At 75.5% G+C, this 19,512-nt stretch carries 11 protein-coding genes, 2 tRNA genes and 1 pseudogene; 9 read left to right on the top strand and 5 right to left on the bottom strand.

Annotation, left to right across the window (positions count from 1 at the left end):
* Positions 1-205: 205 nt before the first annotated feature.
* A pseudogene (locus ACIOJE_RS23345) lies at positions 206-1,492 on the bottom strand (SpoIIE family protein phosphatase); the annotation flags it as partial.
* Between the two features lie 169 nt (positions 1,493-1,661).
* Complete coding sequence (locus ACIOJE_RS23340) at positions 1,662-3,023, bottom strand: NAD(P)/FAD-dependent oxidoreductase (RefSeq protein WP_400778476.1); 1,362 nt, start codon at positions 3,021-3,023, stop codon at positions 1,662-1,664.
* A 548-nt stretch (positions 3,024-3,571) separates the two neighbouring features.
* Here ACIOJE_RS23340 and ACIOJE_RS23335 point away from each other — a divergent pair.
* Together ACIOJE_RS23335 and ACIOJE_RS23330 are read left to right on the top strand one after the other, a co-directional pair.
* Complete coding sequence (locus tag ACIOJE_RS23335) at positions 3,572-4,435, top strand: helix-turn-helix domain-containing protein (protein WP_280686154.1); 864 nt, start codon at positions 3,572-3,574, stop codon at positions 4,433-4,435.
* A 351-nt stretch (positions 4,436-4,786) separates the two neighbouring features.
* On the top strand, positions 4,787-7,045 hold the full coding sequence (locus tag ACIOJE_RS23330) for a sigma-70 family RNA polymerase sigma factor (protein WP_400778461.1): 2,259 nt from the start codon (positions 4,787-4,789) through the stop codon (positions 7,043-7,045).
* Between the two features lie 126 nt (positions 7,046-7,171).
* On the opposite strand, the gene ACIOJE_RS23325 is transcribed toward ACIOJE_RS23330, so the two are convergent.
* The 3 genes from ACIOJE_RS23325 to ACIOJE_RS23315 form a co-directional block, all read right to left on the bottom strand.
* On the bottom strand, positions 7,172-7,876 hold the full coding sequence (locus ACIOJE_RS23325) for a DsbA family oxidoreductase (protein WP_280686156.1): 705 nt from the start codon (positions 7,874-7,876) through the stop codon (positions 7,172-7,174).
* A gap of 134 nt (positions 7,877-8,010) precedes the next feature.
* Positions 8,011-8,532: a universal stress protein gene (locus ACIOJE_RS23320; RefSeq protein ID WP_400778457.1), complete on the bottom strand. Its 522-nt coding sequence runs from the start codon at positions 8,530-8,532 to the stop codon at positions 8,011-8,013.
* A 218-nt stretch (positions 8,533-8,750) separates the two neighbouring features.
* The gene (locus ACIOJE_RS23315) at positions 8,751-10,910 is read right to left on the bottom strand and encodes an asparagine synthase-related protein (RefSeq protein ID WP_280686158.1); all 2,160 of its coding nucleotides are present in this window, start codon (positions 10,908-10,910) and stop codon (positions 8,751-8,753) included.
* Between the two features lie 883 nt (positions 10,911-11,793).
* Here ACIOJE_RS23315 and ACIOJE_RS23310 point away from each other — a divergent pair.
* The 7 genes from ACIOJE_RS23310 to ACIOJE_RS23280 all read left to right on the top strand — a co-directional run bounded on the left by ACIOJE_RS23310 (position 11,794) and on the right by ACIOJE_RS23280 (position 19,119).
* The gene (locus ACIOJE_RS23310) at positions 11,794-13,221 is read left to right on the top strand and encodes an MFS transporter (protein WP_280686159.1); all 1,428 of its coding nucleotides are present in this window, start codon (positions 11,794-11,796) and stop codon (positions 13,219-13,221) included.
* Between the two features lie 72 nt (positions 13,222-13,293).
* Positions 13,294-13,355, top strand: a tRNA-Ser gene (locus ACIOJE_RS23305).
* A 420-nt stretch (positions 13,356-13,775) separates the two neighbouring features.
* Complete coding sequence (locus tag ACIOJE_RS23300) at positions 13,776-15,353, top strand: TROVE domain-containing protein (protein ID WP_280686160.1); 1,578 nt, start codon at positions 13,776-13,778, stop codon at positions 15,351-15,353.
* A 102-nt stretch (positions 15,354-15,455) separates the two neighbouring features.
* Positions 15,456-16,691 carry an L-2-hydroxyglutarate oxidase gene (gene lhgO, locus ACIOJE_RS23295; RefSeq protein WP_400778453.1) on the top strand — a complete coding sequence of 412 codons (1,236 nt, stop codon included), beginning with the start codon at positions 15,456-15,458 and terminating at the stop codon, positions 16,689-16,691.
* A gap of 55 nt (positions 16,692-16,746) precedes the next feature.
* On the top strand, positions 16,747-17,577 hold the full coding sequence (trmB, locus tag ACIOJE_RS23290; RefSeq protein ID WP_280686163.1) for a tRNA (guanosine(46)-N7)-methyltransferase TrmB: 831 nt from the start codon (positions 16,747-16,749) through the stop codon (positions 17,575-17,577).
* Between the two features lie 116 nt (positions 17,578-17,693).
* On the top strand, positions 17,694-18,995 hold the full coding sequence (locus ACIOJE_RS23285) for a PrsW family intramembrane metalloprotease (protein ID WP_400778450.1): 1,302 nt from the start codon (positions 17,694-17,696) through the stop codon (positions 18,993-18,995).
* Between the two features lie 50 nt (positions 18,996-19,045).
* A tRNA-Met gene (locus ACIOJE_RS23280) sits at positions 19,046-19,119 on the top strand.
* The last annotated feature ends 393 nt before the right edge of the window (positions 19,120-19,512 follow it).

Below are 19,512 nucleotides of genomic sequence, written 5' to 3'. Positions count from 1 at the left end.
CCGCAACCCAATAAAACGAGCACGCCGAATAAGAACCGAGACGCGACAAGACGCGACCCAGCCCGAACCGGGAAGTGGTGTTTCGAAGGATTGGCTACCTCGGGACCGTCCGCGCAAACACGTGTCCGGTGCTCCCTGCCAGGCAGCTCGAAGAACACTAGACCTCGGGGGCGACCGAGTCAAGCGCCGATTCCGCCTCGGTGACGCCCTCCTCCGCCGGCAGGTGGAAGGCCAGGACGGCGACGTCGTCGTCGTGCTCGGACGTCACGCCCATCGCCCGCAGCAGGCGGGCGCAGATCACCTCCGGGGCCCCGATGGCGCCGGTGAGGGTGCGGGCGAGAAGGTCGAGGCCCTGGTCGATGTCCTCGTCGCGGCGCTCGACCAGGCCGTCCGTATAGAGGACGCCGGTGGTCCCGGGCAGCAGGCGCAGGGTGTGCGAGACGTGCAGGCCGTCACCGGTGCCGAGCGGGGGGCCGTTCTGCTCCTCGCTGCGTAGGACCGTTCCGTCAGGGCAGCGCAGCAGCATGGGGAGGTGCCCGGCGGAGGCGTAGGAGAGGGTGCGGCGCTGCGGGTCCCAGACGGCGTAGGTGCAGGTGGCGATCTGGTTGGCGTCGATCTCCATGGCGAGGCCGTCGAGCAGGCGCATCACCTCGTGCGGGGGCAGGTCGAGGCGGGCGTAGGCGCGGACGGCGGTGCGCAGCTGGCCCATGACGGCGGCGGCGCGCAGGCCGCGGCCCATCACGTCGCCGATGACGAGTGCGGTTCGGCCGCCGTCGATGGCGATGACGTCGTACCAGTCGCCGCCGACGGCCGCCTCGGCGCCGCCGGGCTGGTAGGTGGCGGCGACCCGGAGGTCGGCCGGCTGGTCGAGCTTCTGCGGGAGGAGGCTGCGCTGGAGGGTGACGGCGGCCTCGCGCTGGCGGCGTTCCGCCTCGCGGAGCCGGGCGGCGGCGAGGACCTGGTCGGTGACCTCGGCGGCGAAGATCAGGACGCCGGCGGGCGGCCCCTCGGCGGGGGTGTCCCCGGTGTCGCCGGGGCCGAGCGGGACGCAGGAGACGTTGTAGTAGCGGTTACCGGTGAGGCCGAGGATGCAGCGGGCCTTGACGCTGCGCGGGCGGCCGCCGCGGATGACCTGGTCCATCAGGGGCAGGACGCCCATGGTCCCGAGTTCGGGGAGGGCTTCGCCGGCCGGCAGACCGGTGGTGCGGTCGCCGAAGAGTTCGCGGTAGGCGCGGTTCGTGTAGCCGAGCTGGTGGAGCGGGCCGTAGGTGACGGCCACCGGAGCGGGGATGCGGTTGAGGACCTCGCGCAGGTTCTGGGGTTTGTGCGGGTCGAACAGTTCGGCGGCGGTGGCGAGGCTGGTGGGGTCGCGGGGGCTGGGGACGACGACGCCGTCGGCGGAGGGCGCGCCCTCGTCGGTGCCAGCCCCGATCGGCGGGGCAGCACGCCAAGGGACTCCGGTGAGCCGGGCGCTCCAGCGCATGAGGTTCAAACGACGGCCGCTTCCTCGTTTTCCAGGCATATCATCACTTTTTGTGTGCACATCAGCACACGGGGTAATGACTAGGGTGGGCTGATCCTGTCAGGCAAGGGCCCGATTCCGGAAGTCGCCCGCCCGGCGTGGCCGTCCGATCCGCCCCGGTTCGTAGCACCGGGGGCACTCACCGCGGGGCCTCCGGCCCTCCGTCGGGCGGCAGGCCGAGCCCGGTCCCGGACTCCGGACGCGGGTGCCCCGCCGCCCCCAGCGAGACCACCTCGCGGGAGAACAGGCCGCCCAGCACCCAGTCCATCAGCACCCGCACCCGGCGCTCCGCGCTCGGCAGCCGCCGCAGGTGCCGGGCCCGGTGCAGCCACCAGGCCCGCCGCCCGGTGATCCGGCGACCGCGCCGGGTGTGGGCGACGGCCCGGCGCAGGCCCAGCGAGGTCGAGCAGGCGGCGTGCCCCGGCCGGTACTCGGCGAGGTCCGGGGAGTGCGGTCCGTAGTCCAGGGCGACCGCGATGTTCCGGGCGAGCAGTTCGGCCTGCGCGAAGGCGTGCTGGGCGTTGGGCGCGCAGGGCGCCCCGTCCGCGTTCGGGTCCGGTACGGCCGCACCGTCGCCGGCCGCCCAGACCCCGGGCAGCGCGCGCCCGTCCGGGCCGACGGCCTGCAGGGTGGCGAGGCAGCGGACCCGGCCGAGGGTGTCCAGCGGCAGGTCGGTGTCGCGCAGCAGCGGGGACGGGCGGACCCCTGCCGTCCAGACCAGGGTGCGGGCGCCGAAGCGGCTGCCGTCGGAGAGGGCGACGACCCGGCCGGCGACGGACGCCAGGGTGGTGCGCAGCCGGATGTCGACGCCGCGTTCGCGGAGTTGGCCGAGGGTGTGTTCGGCGAGCTCCGGCGACTCCTCGGCCAGGATCCGCTCGGTGGCCTCGACCAGGACCCAGCGCAGGTCCTCGGTGCCGACGTTGTGGTAGCCGCGCACCGCGGACCGGGCCATGTCCTCCAGTTCGGCGAGCGCGCCGACGCCCGCGTAGCCGGCGCCGACGAAGACGAAGGTGAGCGCGGACTGGCGCAGGGCCGGGTCGCGGGTGGCGGAGGCGAGGTCGAGTTGCTCCAGGACGTGGTTGCGCAGGCCCACGGCCTCACCGACGGTGGAGAAGCCGAGGCCGTGCTCGGCCAGGCCCGGCACCGGAGCCGTCCGGGAGACCGAGCCGGGCGCCACCACCAGGACGTCGTAGGGGAGTTCGATCGGCGCGGAGGTCTCGCCGGGGTTCGCCGCGTCGGCGAAGGCGCGACGGGCGGCGTGCTCGATCCGGGTGATCCGGGCGGTCAGCACCCGGCAGTCCGGCAGGGCGCGGCGGAGTGGCACCACCACGTGCCGGGGGTCGATCGATCCGGCCGCGACCTCGGCCAGCAGCGGGTGGTAGGTGAAGTAGGCCTGGGGCTCGACGACGGTGATCTCCACCTCGCCGCGTCGCAGCCGTTCCCGCAGGCCGCGCTGGAGGTGCAGCGCGGTGGCCATACCGGCGCAGCCTCCGCCGGCGATCAGGATTCTGATGGTGCACCTCCAGCCGATCGACGCTTCGTCCCGGCCTCGCGGCCGGGGGTGTCCCCCCTCACGCCCCCCTATGAAGGACCGGCAGGGGTGGTCTTGTCCACAGTCCGTACCGCGCCGGATGGGACGGGAGTCGACCGGTGTGGCCAGTTGTGCTGCCCGGGCTACTTTCTGACGGACTTTCGGACACGAAGAGCCGTGAACTATGGTCGGATTGTGTGCCGGAGCGGCCACCGCCATGACAATCGGCGGCGACGCACCGTGGAGCGGCCACTACGGCCAGTTCCAGCGTTGGCTCGACAACCCGACTGCGGGACAGTCATCCGGGGAAGGGTAGTTCCCGGACAAGGCCCCGGACGGTGCCGACGCGCCGAGCCGGACGCGAACCGGCGCGGAGGCACGAACCGTGGTCACGGAACCGGACGGGCGGCACGAGCGATGGATCATCAGGTCATGTCTGACGGGCTGAGCTGCACCGGGGGGTGCAGGGGCGGGCGACGACAGGGTCCGGGTTCGGGCGCCTGTGGGGGAGAGTTGGGATGATGGAGCAGGAGCAGGTGTTGGGGCGGGCGGGAGCACCGCACGCCGGCCAGGGCATGGTGCCGGAACAGCGCGGCCCGGTGGACCTGCCGCCGCAGTCCGGGGCGGCCTACCCCGGCGTCCCCTACCGGGCGGAGCCGCCACAGGCCGCCGCGCCCGTCCCCGGGGCCCGGCTACGGGTGGATGCCCGGCGGAATCTGGAAAGCGTGCTGCGGGCCGCCCGCGAGGTGTTCGGCGAGTTCGGCTACGGCGCGCCGATGGAGGAGGTCGCGCGCCGGGCCGGGGTCGGCGTCGGGACGGTCTACCGGCGCTTCCCGAGCAAGGAGGTGCTGGTCCAGCGGATCGCCGCCGAGGAGGTGGCGTGGCTGACCGCACAGGCGCGGGAGTCGCTGTACGGCGGCGGCGGTGCCTGGGAGGCGCTGGCCGGCTACCTGGCCCGGGCGGTCGGCACCGGCGCCGGGCGGCTGCTGCCGCCGGAGGCGTTCCGGTACGCGGAGGAGCTCGGACGGGTGCCCGAACAGCGGGTGCCCGAGCCGGCCGCCGTCCGGTTCGACCTGCGCGGTGAGGACGCCCAGGGCGGTGCCGGCGTCGAGCCGTCGGCGGCCGACGCGGATCCCCGGCTGCTGCTGCAGCTGCTGGCCGCCCTGGTGGCCCGGGCCGGCGCGGCGGGTGAACTGCGGCCGGGCGTCACGGTGTCGGACGTCGTGCTGGTGCTGACCGCCTCGGTGCCGGTGCACGCGGCCCGCACCGTGCCGGCGACGGCCGGGTTCTCGGCCGGTGTCCCGCAGGCGGAGGGGCAGCCGTCCGCCGGGCCCTCGGACCGGTTGCTGGCGATACTGCTGGACGGTCTGCGGGCGCGCTGACGCTCCACCGCCGGGGCGGCCGCCGCGCTCGGTGGGAACACGTGGCGGGAACGGGACTTGGACGGGAGACCGGCGCGCGTACCAGGCGCGCGCGCCGGGTGCGGGCGGCACGCAACCTGCTGCCGTGTGCTGGGCGAACACATCCGCGACGGCCCCTCGGAAGAGTGGGTCCCGGCCGGTCCGGCTACCGCCCGTCCCTGCGCTATGCCATCCTTTGCCCGTGGTTGGAGCCAATGTCCCGATGCGCGCCCTTCGCGCGCCGTCGGCGCCGTACAGCGGGGAACCGTGCGCCTACGCACTCCCGCGCGCCCTGCCACACTACGGGGGCTGTCGTGGAATCTGGGGTCCGTTGTGAGCGCCGAGGAACAGAACGACTACGGGTACGGCCTCGACTTCGGCCCGTCCGGAGGCCTGGCCGGGGGAACCGGGGGACTGGCCGGTGGAGCCGGCGGGCTGTCCGGCGGCCTGACCGGCGGTGCGCCTGACGGTCCTGCCATGGCCTCCGGCGGCCCCTCCCAAGTACCCGGCGCCGCACCGGGTTCGGCCACCGGCCCGACCGCCGGACACGTCCCCGACCAGGCCGGCATGCCCAGCCGCGAGTCCCTCTCCGCCTCCGACGCCGCGCTGCCCCCCGGGCGGGTGCCCGGTCAGGCCCCGGCGGGCCGGGGCGGCGTCGCCCCCGAGGCGTTCGTCGGCGACCGCCGCCCGGTCCGCCCCACCGTGCCCGCCCCCGCCGACCCGGTCGACGGCGAGCGCCCGCCCTCCGACGCCGAGTTGACCGCCCTGGTCCGGGCCGGCGACGACAGCGCGTACGAGGAGATCTACCGTCGGCACGCCGACTCGGTGCGCCGCTACGCCCGCACCTGCTGCCGCGACAGCTTCACCGCCGAGGACCTCGCCGGCGAGGTCTTCGCCCGCACCCTGCAGGCCCTGCGGGCGGGCAAGGGCCCGGAGTTCGCCGTCCGCGCCTACCTGCTGACCGCCGTCCGCAACGTCGCCGCCGCCTGGACCCGCAGCGAACGGCGCGAGCAACTCGTCGACGACTTCAGCGTGTTCGCCCAGACCTCGGCCGCCGTCGTCGACCTCGACCTGGCCGACCCGGGCGCCGACGCCTGGGCGATGGCCATGGCCGACCAGCGCATGGTCATGCAGGCCTACGCCGAACTGCCCGAGGACGACCGGGTGGTGCTCTGGCACACCGAGGTCGAGCGGGAGTCCCCGAAGACCGTCGCCGTGATGCTCGGCAAGACCGCCAACGCCACCGCCGTCCAGGCCCATCGGGCCCGCGACCGACTCGCCGCCGCCTTCCTGCAGGCGCACGTCTCCGGCAGCCAGGACAGCACCTGCGAGTCGTACGCCAACCGGCTCGGCGCGTACGCACGCGGGTCGCTGCGCAAGCGGGCCTCGGCGGAGGTCGGACGGCATCTCAAGGAGTGCGACCGCTGCACGGCCGCCTGCCTCGAACTCACCGAGATCAACACCGGCCTGCGCGCGCTGCTGCCCGGCGGCGTGCTCGTCTGGATCGGGGTCGGCGGGTTCAGCGCGGCCGCGGCCGCCGTCGGCGGCGTCGCCGCGGTCGGCGGTGCGGCCGCGGGCACCGCGGCGGCCACCTCCGGGACCGCAGGTGCCGGTGCCGCGGGCGCGGGCGCAGCCGGTGCCGGCGCCGTGGCCGGTGAGGGCCTGGGCACCGCGGCCAAGGCCGGAATCACCACCGCCATCGCGGTGGCTGCGACCGCCGTCGCCGCTTACGCGCTCACCGGCTCGCCCGAACCCAAGCCCCCGGCGGCCGCTCCCCCGGCCACCAGTGCCCCGGCCGTGCCCAGCCCGCAGGCCCCCGCCCCCGTGCCGCCCACCCCGGCCCCTGCTCCCGCCCCCGCCGCGGCGGCCCCGGCGCCGCCCGCGCCGAGCCCCAGCGCGAAGCCCGCGGCCCAGCCGACGCACGCCCCGACGGCCACCCCGACCACGCCGAAGGCCGCGCCGCCGGTCACCTCGGGCCCGCCGGCACCCAAGTCGACCCCCACGTCGCCGGCCCCGGTCGTCCCCGTCGTGCCGACGCCCACGGTGCCGCCGGTGCCCACACCCGAGCCGCCGGTCGTCCCCACGCCGACCACGCCGCCGGTGCCCACCCCGACGATCACCCCGCCGTCGCCGCCCGCGCCCACCGACTTCTGGGCCGACTCGCTGCCCGTGGTCAAGCCCGGCAACAATCGGGTGCCGCCGCCCGGGCCCAGCATCCGGCAGAAGGGCAGCGACTGGTTCTGGCAGCACGACAGCGCCTGGATCGGCGGCGAGCGCCACCCGCACGCCATCACCGTGCGCGCCCCGGCGACCACCCTGATCGACCTCAACCGCAGCTGCACGTCCTTCGACGCGGTCGCCGGGGTCGACGACGCCACGCTCACGCCCGGCGGTGTGGTCTTCTCCGTCCAGAGCGGCGACGGCAGCACGCTGTGGCGCTCCCACCCCCTCGCCGCCGGGGACGACGCGGTGCCGGTGCACGTGCCGCTGGCCGGGCAGAAGTCCATCCGGCTGGTGGTCACCCCGGTGCACGGGATCTGGTCGGCGCTCAACGTGGCGGACTGGGCCGAGGCCCGCTTCAGGTGCTCCTGAAGCGGGCCTCGGCGGGGGCTGTGCGCGGGGTCGGCGGCTGATCGCGCGGGGTTCAGCCGCGTGCGGTCCGATCGCGCGCGGACTGATCGCGAGGGGCCAGATGGCTAGCGGTCAGATGGCTAGGGGTCAGATGGCGCAGGAGCCGTCCGCACAGGCCTCCCCCGCCGGGGCGACCTCGACCGGGGCCGGTCGGCGCTCGCCTATCTCGGCGGCGACCTGCTCCAGCACCTTGCGGAAGGTCTCGGCCTCCTGGCCGCCCTGCACCGCCCACTTGCCCTCGAACACGAACGTGGGCACGGCGGTGATCCCCAGTTCCCGGGCCTCCGCCAGCTGCGCGCGGACCTCGGCGACGCCCTCGTCGCCCGCCAGGTAGGCGGTCACCCGCTCCCGGTCCAGGCCGGCGGCCACCGCGACGTCGGTCAGCGCGGCTCGGTCGCCGACGTCGACGCCGTCGGTGAAGTGCGCCTTCAGCAGCGCCTCCTTCAGCCGCCCCTGGACGGCCGGACCGTACTCGACCTCGGCGAGGTGCAGCAGGCGGTGGCCCAGGAAGGTGTTGGCGTGCAGCGCGGCGTCGAAGTCGTACGCGATGCCCTCGGAGCGGCCCAGCTCGGTCACCCGTGCGTCCATCGCCACCGACTGCGGACCGTAGCGGTCGGCCAGCCAGGCGCGGTGCGGGCTCGCCGTCGCCGGCGCGTCCGGGACCAGCTGGTACGGCCGGTAGACCACCTCGACGCCCTCCTTGCCCGGGAAGTCCTCCAGGGCCTGCTCGAAGCGGCGCTTACCGATGTAGCACCAGGGGCAGGCGATGTCGGACCAGATCTCGACCTTCATGCGGGGCACTCCAGGGGATGGGGACGGGACGGGTGTCGGATTAGGTGAACGGTGAACCATCTCGGTACATTCCCGACACCCCGGCCATCCCGGCCATCCCGGGTCGAGCCCGGGTCATCCCCGGTCAGCTCTGGTCAGCCCGCCGCGGGCGCCGGGACCACCAGCACCGGGCACACCGCGTGGTGCACCGCCGCCGAACTCACCGAACCCAGCAGCAGCCGCGCGAACCCCCCGTTCCCGCGCGTGCCGACCACCAGCGTGTGCTGCCGGGTCGAGGCCTCCAACAGCACCTCGATCACGTTCCCCAGCACCACGTGCAGCGACAGCTCCCCCGCGTACGGCCGGGCCCGCTGCCCCTGTACGGCCGCCACGGCCCGGCGCAGCCCGTCCGCCATGCTCTCCACCAGCGTCTCCACGCTCTCCTGCACCAGCTCCGCCATCCCCGGCGGATAGCCGGCCGGGGCCGGATTCACCACGGCCAGCACATACAGCGGCAGGCCGAACAACTCCGCCTCGGTCATCGCCCGGTCCAGCGCCCACAGCGACCCGTCCGACCCGTCGCAGCCCGCCAGCACCCCCGGCGGGCGCCCCGTCGGTGGCTGCCCCAGCACCGACAGCACGACGGGAACGGACTGCTCCGGGCTCACGCTGGCCACCACGGCCCTCCTCACCGACGGACTCACTGCCCGCCATCATCACCCGCCCCTGCCCCCAAGCCCCCGCCGGGCCGACCCGGGCGCGCCGCAGGGGACGGGAGGAGGCGGGTGGAGGGGGTGAGCCGGCCAGGGCGAGCCCGGCCCACAGACGCCGCGGCGGCGGGCCGGGTGCGGCGAAGCCGGGCCAGCCGACCCGCAAAGGCCCCGGCGGGCAGGGGTCAAGCCGGGTGAACGGGAGCAAGGGCGGGAGGTTGGGCCAGGGGGAGTCCGGTCCAGCAGGCGCCGTGGCGGCGGGCGCGGATGCGGCGGAGCCAGAGTTCGGTGGAGACCAGGTCGGCGAGGCCGGCGAGGGCCACCGGGGAGAGCGGGGTGGCGGGGTCGGCGAGGCCGGCGCGGACGGCGGGGAGGTCGATGAGGCCGGCTTCGGCGAGGAGGGGGGCGTCGAAGAGTTCGGCGAGGCCGTCGGCGGCCAGGCGCAGGCCCGCCCGGGCGGGAGCGGTGCGGTCGGGGCGGGGGCCGCGGCCCCAGTCGGGGGGCAGGTCGGTACGGCCGGCGCCGGTGAGGACGGCGTGCAGGAGGGCATGCCGGGCGCCGGGCTGGAGGCGGACGTCGTCGGGGAGCAGGCGGGCGGCGCGGACCACCTGGTTGTCGAGGAACGGCGCGTGCAGCCGCTGGCCGGGCTGTTCGGCGGCGTGGACGAGGGTGCGGTACGAGCGCGCGTGCCGGTAGAGGGCGTGCCGGGCCCGGTGTGCGCCTGGGTGTTCGTCGGGCGCCGGTCTGCGCGCCGCCAGCCGCAGCCGGAGGGCGACGGCGGAGAGCGCCTCGTCGGAGAGCCAGCGGGCGGCCGGCCCGGGAACGCACCAGGCGAGGTCACCGGCCGAGCGGTCGCCCGCCGTGCCACCGTCGCCCGGGGCGTGCCGGGCCGTCAGCTTGGCGGCGGCGTCGTCCAGCGCCTCGGCGTACCGGACCCGGGACAGCCGGTGGGCGGCCCGGAGCACGGTGAGCGGGGTGCGCAGTGCGCCGGCCAGCACGCCCGCGACGGCCCGGTCGGCGCCGGCCAGCGCCGCGACCGGGGGCAGCAGTTCGCGCGGGCGGCCGGCCCGGATGAGGTCGGCGAGCCGGGCCGGATGCCCGTCGAGGACCTGGCGGGCGCCGTAGCCGGTGAGGTGGTCGGTGCCGCCGGCGTCGAAGCGGGCCTCGGCGCGGGCGGCGGCGACGAGTTCGGGGCCGGGCTCGTCGGTGAGCCGACCGGCGGGCGCGTCGGGGCGCAGTCCGGCGTACGGGAGGGTCTCGGGGCCGGGGTCGAGCACGGTGTGCCGCAGTCGGGGGGTGTCGGGGGCGAGCGCGAGGGTGGTCGGGGCTTCGGTCTCGCCGAGCGTGACGGCGGCCAACTGCTCGGGGGCGGAGGGTCCCTGGGCGGCTGCGCGGGCCCAGGAGCCCTTGACCGCGCCGTTCCTGGCCCCGGCGCCGATGGCCGGCGGTTGCTCCGGGGCGGCGCTCGCGGGCACCGGCGGCAGCGGTACGGCGGCGGCGAGCAGGGCGACGGTGGCGGAGGCGGTGCCGTAGGAGAGGTCGACGCCGAGCCGGGCACGGCCGACCGGACCGGGCCCCCCGACGGGCGCGGCGGGCCCGCTGGTGCGGATCCGGGAGCGGACGGACTCCAGCAGCGCGCGGGTGAGTTCGCGGACGGCGGGCGCCTCGTCGCGCGGCTGCTCGCGGACGGCGGGGTCGTCGTAGGCGGAGAGGTACGGGTGGCCGCCGCGGATGGCGAGCACGTGGCCGGGCGGCACCCGCTGGACGCCCAGGTACGGGGTGCCGGAGCCGAGCGCCTCGGGCGATTCGGGGCAGGCGAGCCGGGCGGCGAGGTGGCCGGTGTCCAGCGGGGCGCCGACCAGGTCGGCGAGCGGGAGGGCGGCGGTGGCGTACGCGGTGCCACCGGCCCAAGGCGTGTGGAAGACCGGTTGGGCGCCGGCCAGGTCGGTGAGCAGCAGGGTGGAGCGGGTGCCGGTGCGCAGCACGACGGTGTAGCTGCCGGGCCAGGCGGTGAGGTGGCGGACGGCGCCGCCACGGGCGACCGCGAGGCCGGCGGCGAGTTCGGCGTCGGTGGCACCGCAGTGGCCGAGGACGGCGAGGCGCAGGGTGGCGGGGGTGTCCTCGACCGGGTCGGGGGCGGTGGGGCCGGTGGTGACCGCGGCGGGGGCGCCGGGGCGGAGGGTGGCGAGGCGGATCTCCTCGGGTCGCCAGTCGCCGACGGCCCAGAGCGGGTTGGGGCCGGCCCACAGGGGGCGTGCGGCGATCGGCGCGACCGTGCCGAGTGCCTCGTGCGCCGGCGTGCCCGCCCGGGGTGTGCCCGTGCTCCAGCCCGTCAGCCACCGCATCGCGCCTCCACCGGACGAGGACCTGCACCCGTGCGGCGTGTCCGCGCCGCCGGGCGGCTCCTCGCCGGTCTACGGCGTGCCGTGGCGACCGCCCCGCGTACCGGCGCGCCGTCAGGAGACATCGTGCCACCGGTTGGCGCTCCCGTGGCCGGTGTTGTCGGTTCCGGTTCCACTCCCGGTTCTGGTCCCGCTTCCGGTTCCGACCTCGCTCCCGGTTCTGGTCCCGCTTCCGGTTCCGGCCTCGCTCCCGGTTCTGGTCCCGCTTCCGGTTCCGGCCCGCTTCCGGCCTCGTTCTCGTAGCCGGTCCCGCTCCCGCTGCCGGCTCTGCCGCCGCTCCCGGTTCCGTCGCCGATCCCGGTTCGGCCACCGGGTGTTGACGTGTCCGCGCGCTCCGCAGGGCGGGCCGGGCCTCCCCCTCCCCGGCCCGGACCGCCCCCCGCGCCGTCTTTGGCATGGGCATCGCGAGATGGCCGAAAGACGTCGCTCGGCCCGGGAGGGCATCCGCATGCCCTCCCGGACTCAGCCCGCCGCCCGCGGGGATTGAGGCGGCGGTATCCCCCGGCCCGCCGGGTCCTCGACGGCGGGCCGACCCACGACCACCAGCGAATCGCCGACCAGCCGGTGGGGCCAGGGGGCACGGCCGGGCGCACGTGAACACGGGACCGGAGCACGACGCTCCGGCGCGCGGTACCCCCGACCCGTACCGAGTGGTCCAAACCAACCCCGGCGGGGACCCGGCGCCGCACCGCCTGGTGCGCGATCCCGCCATCCGGAATGCAGCCTCTTAACCGTCGGAACGCGTCCGACTACTCTAGGTACAGCAGCTACGGCCCGGTGCCGCCCGGGCCCCGCGCACAAGGCCGCAGGAGGTGCCGCCGCCACCATGACCGTCAGCCCACGAGGACCGAACGAACGGCTCGGCACGCTCCTGACCCTCGCCCAGATCAGCAACGCCGGACTGGCCCGCCGGGTCAACGACCTCGGCGCCCAACGCGGGCTGACCCTGCGGTACGACAAGACCTCGGTGGCCCGCTGGGTCAGCAAGGGCATGGTCCCGCAGGGGCCCGTCCCGCACCTGATCGCCACCGCGATCGGCGGCAAGCTCGGCCGCCCGGTGCCGCTGGAGGAGATCGGCCTCGGCGACACCGACCCGGCCCCCGAACTCGGCCTGGCCTTCCCGCGCGACGTCGCCGAGGCGGTCCGCTCCGCCACCGACCTGTGGCGGGTCGACCTCGACCTGCGCCGCGGACCCGGCGGCGGCCGCTGGAGCGACAGCCTGGCCGGCACCTTCTCGGTCGCGGCCTACGCGACGCCCGTCTCCCGCTGGCTGATCACCCCGGCGGACGGTTCGGTCGCCCGCGAGGCACCGCGCGCCCCGAGCGAGTCCTCCTCCTACCGGGTCGGCCACTCGGACGCCGCCAAGCTCCGCGAGGCCGCCCAGGAGGCCCGCCGCTGGGACTCCAAGTACGGTGGCGGGGACTGGCGTTCGTCGATGGTGCCGGAGTGCCTGCGGGTGGAGGCGGCCCCACTGCTGCTGGCCTCGTACAGCGACACCGTCGGCCGGGCGCTGTTCGGCGCGACCGCCGAACTGACCCGGCTCGCCGGGTGGATGGCCTTCGACACCGGGCAGCACGAGGCCGCCCAGCGCTACTACATCCAGGCCCTGCGGCTCGCCCGGGCCGCCGCCGACGTGCCGCTCGGCGGCTACGTGCTCGCCTCGATGAGCCTGCAGGCGGGCTACCGGGGCTTCGCCGAGGAGGCGGTGGACCTCGCCCAGGCCGCCCTGGAGCGCAACCGGGGCCTGGCGACCGCCCGGACGATGAGCTTCTTCCACCTGGTCGAGGCACGGGCCCAGGCCAAGGCCCGTAACGCGGCGGCGTGCGCGACGGCGCTCGGCGCGGCGGAGAGCGCGCTCGAACGCGCACGCGCCGGGGATCCCGATCCGGCGTGGATCGACTTCTACGCCTACGACCGGCTCGCCGCCGACGCCGCCGAGTGCTTCCGCGACCTCGGAGTGCCCTCCAAGGTCCGGCAGTTCACCCGCGAGGCGCTGGCCAAACCCACCGAGGGCTACGTCCGCTCGCACGGCCTGCGGCTGGTGGTCTCGGCGATGGCCGAGGCCGAGGCGGGCAACCTGGACGCCGCGGTCGCCGCCGGCGAGCGCGCCGTCGAGGTGGCCGGCCGGATCTCCTCGCAACGCAGCCGGGAGTACGTGGTGGAGATGTTGCGCCGCCTGGAACCGTTCCAGGGCGAGCGCCGCGTCCGGGAGTTGACCGAACGGGCCCGCGCGGTGATCGTCGCCCCGGCATGACCCGTGCCGCCTGACGGTAATTCGGATGCACCGGCGGGAGAGGCCTCGCTATGGTCTCTCTCGTCCAGGTGCGCAGGCAGAGGTTACTTCCACTCTTAATGGGCGTGTCGCGGGTTCGAGTCCCGCCGCCGGTACTCGCCGGTGTAGCTCAGTTGGCAGAGCAGCTATGTCACCTCAGCCGCCTTCGATCTCTGGACACCCATACGTGAATAGGAATTCCGCACCTCCCGGTGCGACGGCAGCGGTTACTTCTTGGTGAGGCGCCCATAGTGGCGCTGCGGTTCGAACCCGCGAAACACCGCGGCCACCTTTGATCTCGGGAGGCAGTGCGCCGGTGTGCCCGGTGCGCAGGCGGGGGTTACTTCTGGTTCTTGCGGTTCCGGGTTCGAGTCCCGGGCGTGCCGTGCGCGAGTGCGGCCGCTAGCTCAATGGGTAGAGCACAAGACTGTGCACCTCCGCCGACGTCGGCCGCCGGGTCGGCACGATCTCGGGCACCCCGCGTTCCGCCTTGCCTCCCTCCCGCTTCGACACCAGCAGGCCAGGGGGGCTTCGCCATGTCTCGATTCAACAGCCGCAAGGCCAAGGCCGGTTCGACCTCGCCCGTGGCCACCACCGGCCGGCGCACGGTCAACCACAACGGCGGCCCCGGCTTCGTCCGGGACCGCAAGTCCGAACTCTTCCTGCTGGCGATCGCCAACATGGTCGGCCAGGACACCTTCTACGAGCGCGGCGGCGACCGCGACGACCGCTACACCGCGCTGGTGCGCGAACTCGCCGTCGCCGAGCCGGAGTGGACCCTCGGGCTGCTGCGCTGGCTGCGCCACGGCGCCCAGCTGCGGACCGCCGCGCTGGTCGGCGCCGCCGAGTTCACCCGGGCCCGGCTGGACGCCGGCGCCCACGGCTACTCCCGGCAGGCCGTCGACGCGGTGCTGCAGCGCCCGGACGAGCCCGGCGAGCTGCTCGCGTACTGGACCTCGCGCTACGGCCGGGCGCTGCCCAAGCCGGTCAAGCGCGGCGTCGCGGACGCCGTCCGTCGGCTCTATCACGCCCGTTCGCTGCTCAAGTACGACACCGCCGGCAAGGGCTACCGCTTCGGCGACGTCCTGGAGTTGACACACCCCGCGCCGGATCCGGCGAAGCCGTGGCAGGGCGCGCTGTTCGCGTACGCGCTGGACCGCCGGCACCGGCCGGAGGAGGCCGTCCCGCCCGTGTCCGACCGGCTGCTGACCGCCAACCGGGAGCTGCTCGCGCTGCCCGTCGGCGAGCGTCGGGCGGCCGTGACCGAGCCCGGCGGCGCCGAGCGGCTGGCCGCGGCCGGGCTGACCTGGGAAGCGCTGGCCGGCTGGCTGCAGGGCCCGCTGGACGCGGCCGTCTGGGAGGCGGTCATCCCGTCGATGGGCCCGATGGCGCTGGTGCGCAACCTGCGCAACTTCGACCAGGCCGGGGTGTCGGACGCGGTCGCGGCCGAGGTGGCCCGGCGGATCGCCGACCCGGACGAGGTGCGGCGCTCGCGCCAGTTCCCGTTCCGCTACCTGGCCGCGCACCGGCACGCGCCGTCGCTGCGCTGGGGGCACGCACTGGAGACCGCACTCTCCCACTCGCTCGCCAACGTGCCCACGCTGCCCGGCCGGACACTGATCCTGGTGGACCGCTCCGGCTCGATGTTCGACCGGCCCAGCGCGCAGAGCCAGCTCAACCGGGCCGACTCGGCGGCGATCTTCGGCACCGCGCTGAAGATCCGGGCCGCCGACGCCGACCTGGTCGAGTTCGGCACCACCAGCCGGGTTCTGCAGGTCGGCCGGGGAGAGGCGGTGCTGCGAGTGCTGGAGCGCTTCTCCGACCTCGGCGGCACCAACACCGCCGAGGCCGTCCGCGCGCACTTCCGCGGCCACGACCGGGTGGTGATCGTCACCGACGAGCAGACCGGCCCGGGCCACTGGGGCGGCGACCCGCTCGCCGCCGTACCGGCCCACGTGCCCGTCTACACCTGGAACCTGGCCGGCTACGCGCCCGGCCACGGCCCGAGCGGCGTCGCCAACCGGCACACCTTCGGCGGTCTGAGCGACGCCGCGTTCCGGCTGGTCCCGCTGCTGGAAGCAGGGCGCGACACCGCCTGGCCCTGGCAGGCGTAGCCCCCGGGGCCGCCACCGCCCGGCCCCGGCGCCCTCGACCGACTCCGCCCGTCGTGGCAGCATCGGCGGCGGGGGAGCCGGGCGGACTGCGAGGAGCGGGCGGTGGCGTACGACTTCGACGTGCTGGTGGTGGGCGGCGGGATCGTCGGCCTGGCCACCGCGTACGCGCTGACCCGGACCCGGCCGGGGCTGCGGCTCGCGGTGCTGGAGAAGGAACCCGGCTTCGCCGCCCACCAGACCGGGCGCAACAGCGGGGTGATCCACAGCGGCGTGTACTACCGGCCGGGCTCGTACAAGGCCCGGTACGCGGTGGCGGGCGCCGCCGAGCTGGTGGCGTTCTGCCGCGAGCAGGGCGTCCCGTACGAGGTCACCGGCAAGCTGATCGTGGCCACCGGCGCGGAGGAGCTGCCCCGGCTGGCGGCGCTGGCCGAGCGCGGGCGGGCGAACGGCATCCCGGTCACGGAGGTGGACCGGGCCGGGATCGCCCGGTACGAGCCGCAGGTCACCGGGGTGGCCGGGCTGCACGTCGGCACCACCGGAATCTGCGACTTCCCGGCCGTCGCCACCGCCTACGCCCGGCTGGCCCGGGAGGCCGGCGCGGAGCTTCGGCTCGGCAGCGAGCTGCGGGCGGTGGCCCGGCGGGCGGACGGCGTGACGGTGCAGACCTCCACCGGGGAGCTGCGCTGCCGGGTGCTGGTGAACTGCGCCGGGCTGCACAGTGACCGGATCGCCCGGCTGGCCGGGGACGAGCCCGGCGTGCGGATCGTGCCGTTCCGCGGCGAGTACTACGAACTGACCGAGAGGCGCCGGGACTTGGTGCGCGGCCTGGTCTACCCGGTGCCCGACCCGGCCTTCCCGTTCCTCGGCGTGCACCTGACCCGGGGCGTCCACGGGGACGTGCACGTCGGCCCGAACGCGGTCCCCGCGCTGGCCCGCGAGGGCTACGACTGGCGCACCGTACGCCCGCGCGACCTGGCCGGGACGCTGGCCTTCCCCGGCGCCTGGCGGATCGCCCGGCGGCACTGGCGGTACGAGGTCGGCGAGTTGCACCGCTCGCTGTCCAAACGGGCGTTCACCGCCGCCGTGCGGCGGCTGCTGCCCGCCGTCACCGCCGAGGACCTGGTGCCGGCCGGCGCCGGGGTCCGGGCCCAGGCGGTCGCCCGGGACGGCTCGCTGCTGGACGACTTCGCCTTCGCCGGCTTCGACCCGGCGGACCCGCGTTCCCCGCGCCGCACGGTGCACGTGCTGAACGCCCCGTCCCCCGCCGCGACGGCCTCGCTGCCGATCGGCCGCGAGGTGGCCCGCCGGGCGCTGGCCGCGCTGGAAGCCGGCGGATGAGCCCGGTCACAGCACCTTCGGGCGGCGCCCGGTGGCCCCGTAGACTCGGGTGATTGTGACTGCCACCGCCCCGATCCCCCAGCCCTCGCCGTCCGCCCGGCTGTCCGCCGCGCCGGCCGGCTACCCCGCGCCGATGTACCCGCACAAGGCCACCGAGGCCCAGCACCGCGAGCGGCGCATCCGCAGCTTCCAGCCGCGCCGGGGCCGGATGACCAACGCCCAGGCGGGTGCCCTGGACCGGGGCTGGGAGACCTACGGCATACCGATCGACGGCAGCCCGCTCGACCTGCGGGAGCTGTTCGGCGAGCTGCCGGTCACCCTGGAGATCGGCTTCGGCATGGGCGAGACCACGGCCACGATGGCCGCCGCCGACCCGGCCACCGGCATCCTCGCCGCCGACGTCCACACCCCCGGCCACGGCAACCTGCTCGGCCTGCTGGAGCGCGACGGCTCGCGGAACGTGCGGCTGGCCGCCGGCGACGCCGTGATCCTGCTGCGCGACATGCTGCCGGACGCCTCGCTGGCCGGCCTGCGGGTCTACTTCGCCGACCCGTGGCCCAAGCCCAAGCACCACAAGCGGCGGCTGGTCCAGCCGTCCTTCCTGGACCTCGTGCTGCCCCGGCTCGCCCCCGGCGCCCTGGTGCACTGCGCGACCGACTGGGAGCCGTACGCGGAGCAGATGCTGACCGTGCTGTCCGCCTCGCCGGAGCTGGAGAACCTGCACCCCGAGGGTGACGGCAGCGGCTGGCTGGAGCCCGCGGACCACCCGGACGGCAGCATCCCCGGCTACGCGCCGCGACCGGCCTGGCGTCCGGTCACCAAGTTCGAGCGGGCCGGGCTGGCCAAGGGCCACGTCGTCCACGACCTGCTGTTCCGCCGCCGCTGAGCCGCCGACGACGGTTCGAACAGGCCGCCCCACGATGACCGGACGGTCCTGCCCCGGGGGGACGGTTCGTCCCGAGTCCTCCCGACGGACGGGTGCGGTGGCCTACCCTGTGCCGCATGGGCAGCCCGGCCGGCGGCGGGTCCCGGGCCACCGTCCAGGCCGCCGCTGACGTACCGGAGACGGTCCCGCGCACCGGCGACACCCGGACCATCCCGGGGCCCCGGAGGCGCCGGGTCCACCGCCTCGTGCCCTGGCCTGGCGCCGCGTCACCACCGCCGGCCGTGACCGCGGCGCCGGCCCGACCCGGCCGCTCGGTGGCGGTCTCCTCGGTCACCGCCACCGCCGTGCTGACCCTGGTCGGCTGCGGGGTGCTGATCCTGCACCTGGTCCAGCGGCAGACCGGCACCGTCGGGCTGCTGGTCGGCATCGGCCTGGCGATGGTGCCGCTGCCGTTCGTGCTCGGCGCCCTGGCCTGGCTCAACCTGACCGCCCGGGTGCCACTGCGGCACACCGTGTTCTGCCTCGGCTGGGGTGCCTGCGCGGCCACCACCGTCGCCATCGTCGCCAACAACTGGACCGCCAGCTACCTGACCTCGCACCAGGGCCCGCTCGGCGAACTGCTGGGCGCCGGCATCGCCACCCCGATGATCGAGGAGACCGCCAAGGCCACCGCCCTGCTGGTGCTGCTGCTGCCGCTCGGCCAGCGGCTGCGCTGCCACGGCCGCCGCACCGGCCGCCCCTGCGCACCGCTGCTGCGCCGGCTCCCGGCCCCCCGCCGTCCCCGGACGTACGCCCGCCGGCCGACCGGTCCGCACGCCCGTGACCGGCTGCGGTTGCGCCCGTACCTGCGCCCGCTGCCGTACCTGTGCCCGGCCCCGTCGTCCGGCGGCGGCCCGCACCGCCGCTCCCGGCCGCGCACCCTGACCGCCGGCGTGGTACTCGGCGGGATGACCGCCTGCGGCTTCGCCTTCACCGAGAACGCCCTCTACCTGGGCCGGGCGTTCACCAGCGACCAGCGGCAGCGGCTGGACAGCATCGGCCTCGGCGATCCGCCCAGCCTGCGCGACTTCGACAGCACCGTGCAGACCTTCGTGCTGCGCGCCCTGCTCTCCCCCTTCGCGCACCCGCTGTTCACCGCGCTCACCGGAATCGGCCTGGCCGTCGCCCTGACCACCGGGCGGCGCTGGCTGGCCCGGCTGGCCGCGCCGACCGGGCTGCTGCTGGCGATGGCGCTGCACGGCACCTGGAACGCCGCCGCCGACCTGGGCACGGACGGCTTCCTGGTCGTCTACGGGGCGCTGATGGTGCCCTGCTTCGCCGCGCTGGTCTGCTTCGCCGCCTGGGCCAGAACCCGGTCCGTCCGGCACACCGCCCGGCGCGGGAGACGGGCCGCCGAGCGCTCCGCCGCGGTGGCCTGAAGAACCGATTTCCCATCTCGGCGACTTCCCCGTATTGTTGTGTTCACCGACGCGGGGTGGAGCAGCTCGGTAGCTCGCTGGGCTCATAACCCAGAGGTCGCAGGTTCAAATCCTGTCCCCGCTACTCAGTAGCCGAAGGGCCCGGAGGATTCGTCCTCCGGGCCCTTTGCGTTCCCCCGGGACCGGGACCGGGACCGGGGACGGCACGGGCGGCTCCAAGCGCGGCACCGCCGACTCAAGGACCGGCTCGCGACGGCCTGAACGGCGGCCTGGACGATCGCCCGAGCAGCGGCCCGACCGGCGGCCCGACCGGCGGCCGCCGATAATCCGTTGCCCTCCGTCCGATCGGCTGCCTATCGTGGAGACACGATGGAAAGGAGGTGATCCTGAGTTGAGTACCAACGCAACTGCGCGCGCGTGCGCGTCTGACTCGCTCGGGCGCGCCTCCGTGGAGCTCACGGCCTAGTCGTAGCCCTGCGGACGGGAACGCGCAGAAGTTGTCGTGCCCCCGGGACAC

The organism is Kitasatospora sp. NPDC087861, from assembly GCF_044742585.1.
Taxonomy (GTDB): domain Bacteria; phylum Actinomycetota; class Actinomycetes; order Streptomycetales; family Streptomycetaceae; genus Kitasatospora.
Note: the sequence above shows the minus strand (reverse complement) of the source record. Positions and strands in the feature narration are given on the sequence as shown.

Excerpts from the sequence above, each read along its gene's own strand:
- ACIOJE_RS23335 (WP_280686154.1), top strand. The coding sequence starts at position 3,572 with ATGATGGAGCAGGAGCAGGTGTTGGGGCGGGCGGGAGCACCGCACGCC.
- ACIOJE_RS23325 (WP_280686156.1), bottom strand. The coding sequence starts at position 7,876 with ATGAAGGTCGAGATCTGGTCCGACATCGCCTGCCCCTGGTGCTACATC.
- ACIOJE_RS23315 (WP_280686158.1), bottom strand. The coding sequence starts at position 10,910 with ATGCGGTGGCTGACGGGCTGGAGCACGGGCACACCCCGGGCGGGCACG.
- ACIOJE_RS23310 (WP_280686159.1), top strand. The coding sequence starts at position 11,794 with ATGACCGTCAGCCCACGAGGACCGAACGAACGGCTCGGCACGCTCCTG.
- ACIOJE_RS23300 (WP_280686160.1), top strand. The coding sequence starts at position 13,776 with ATGTCTCGATTCAACAGCCGCAAGGCCAAGGCCGGTTCGACCTCGCCC.
- ACIOJE_RS23285 (WP_400778450.1), top strand. The coding sequence starts at position 17,694 with ATGGGCAGCCCGGCCGGCGGCGGGTCCCGGGCCACCGTCCAGGCCGCC.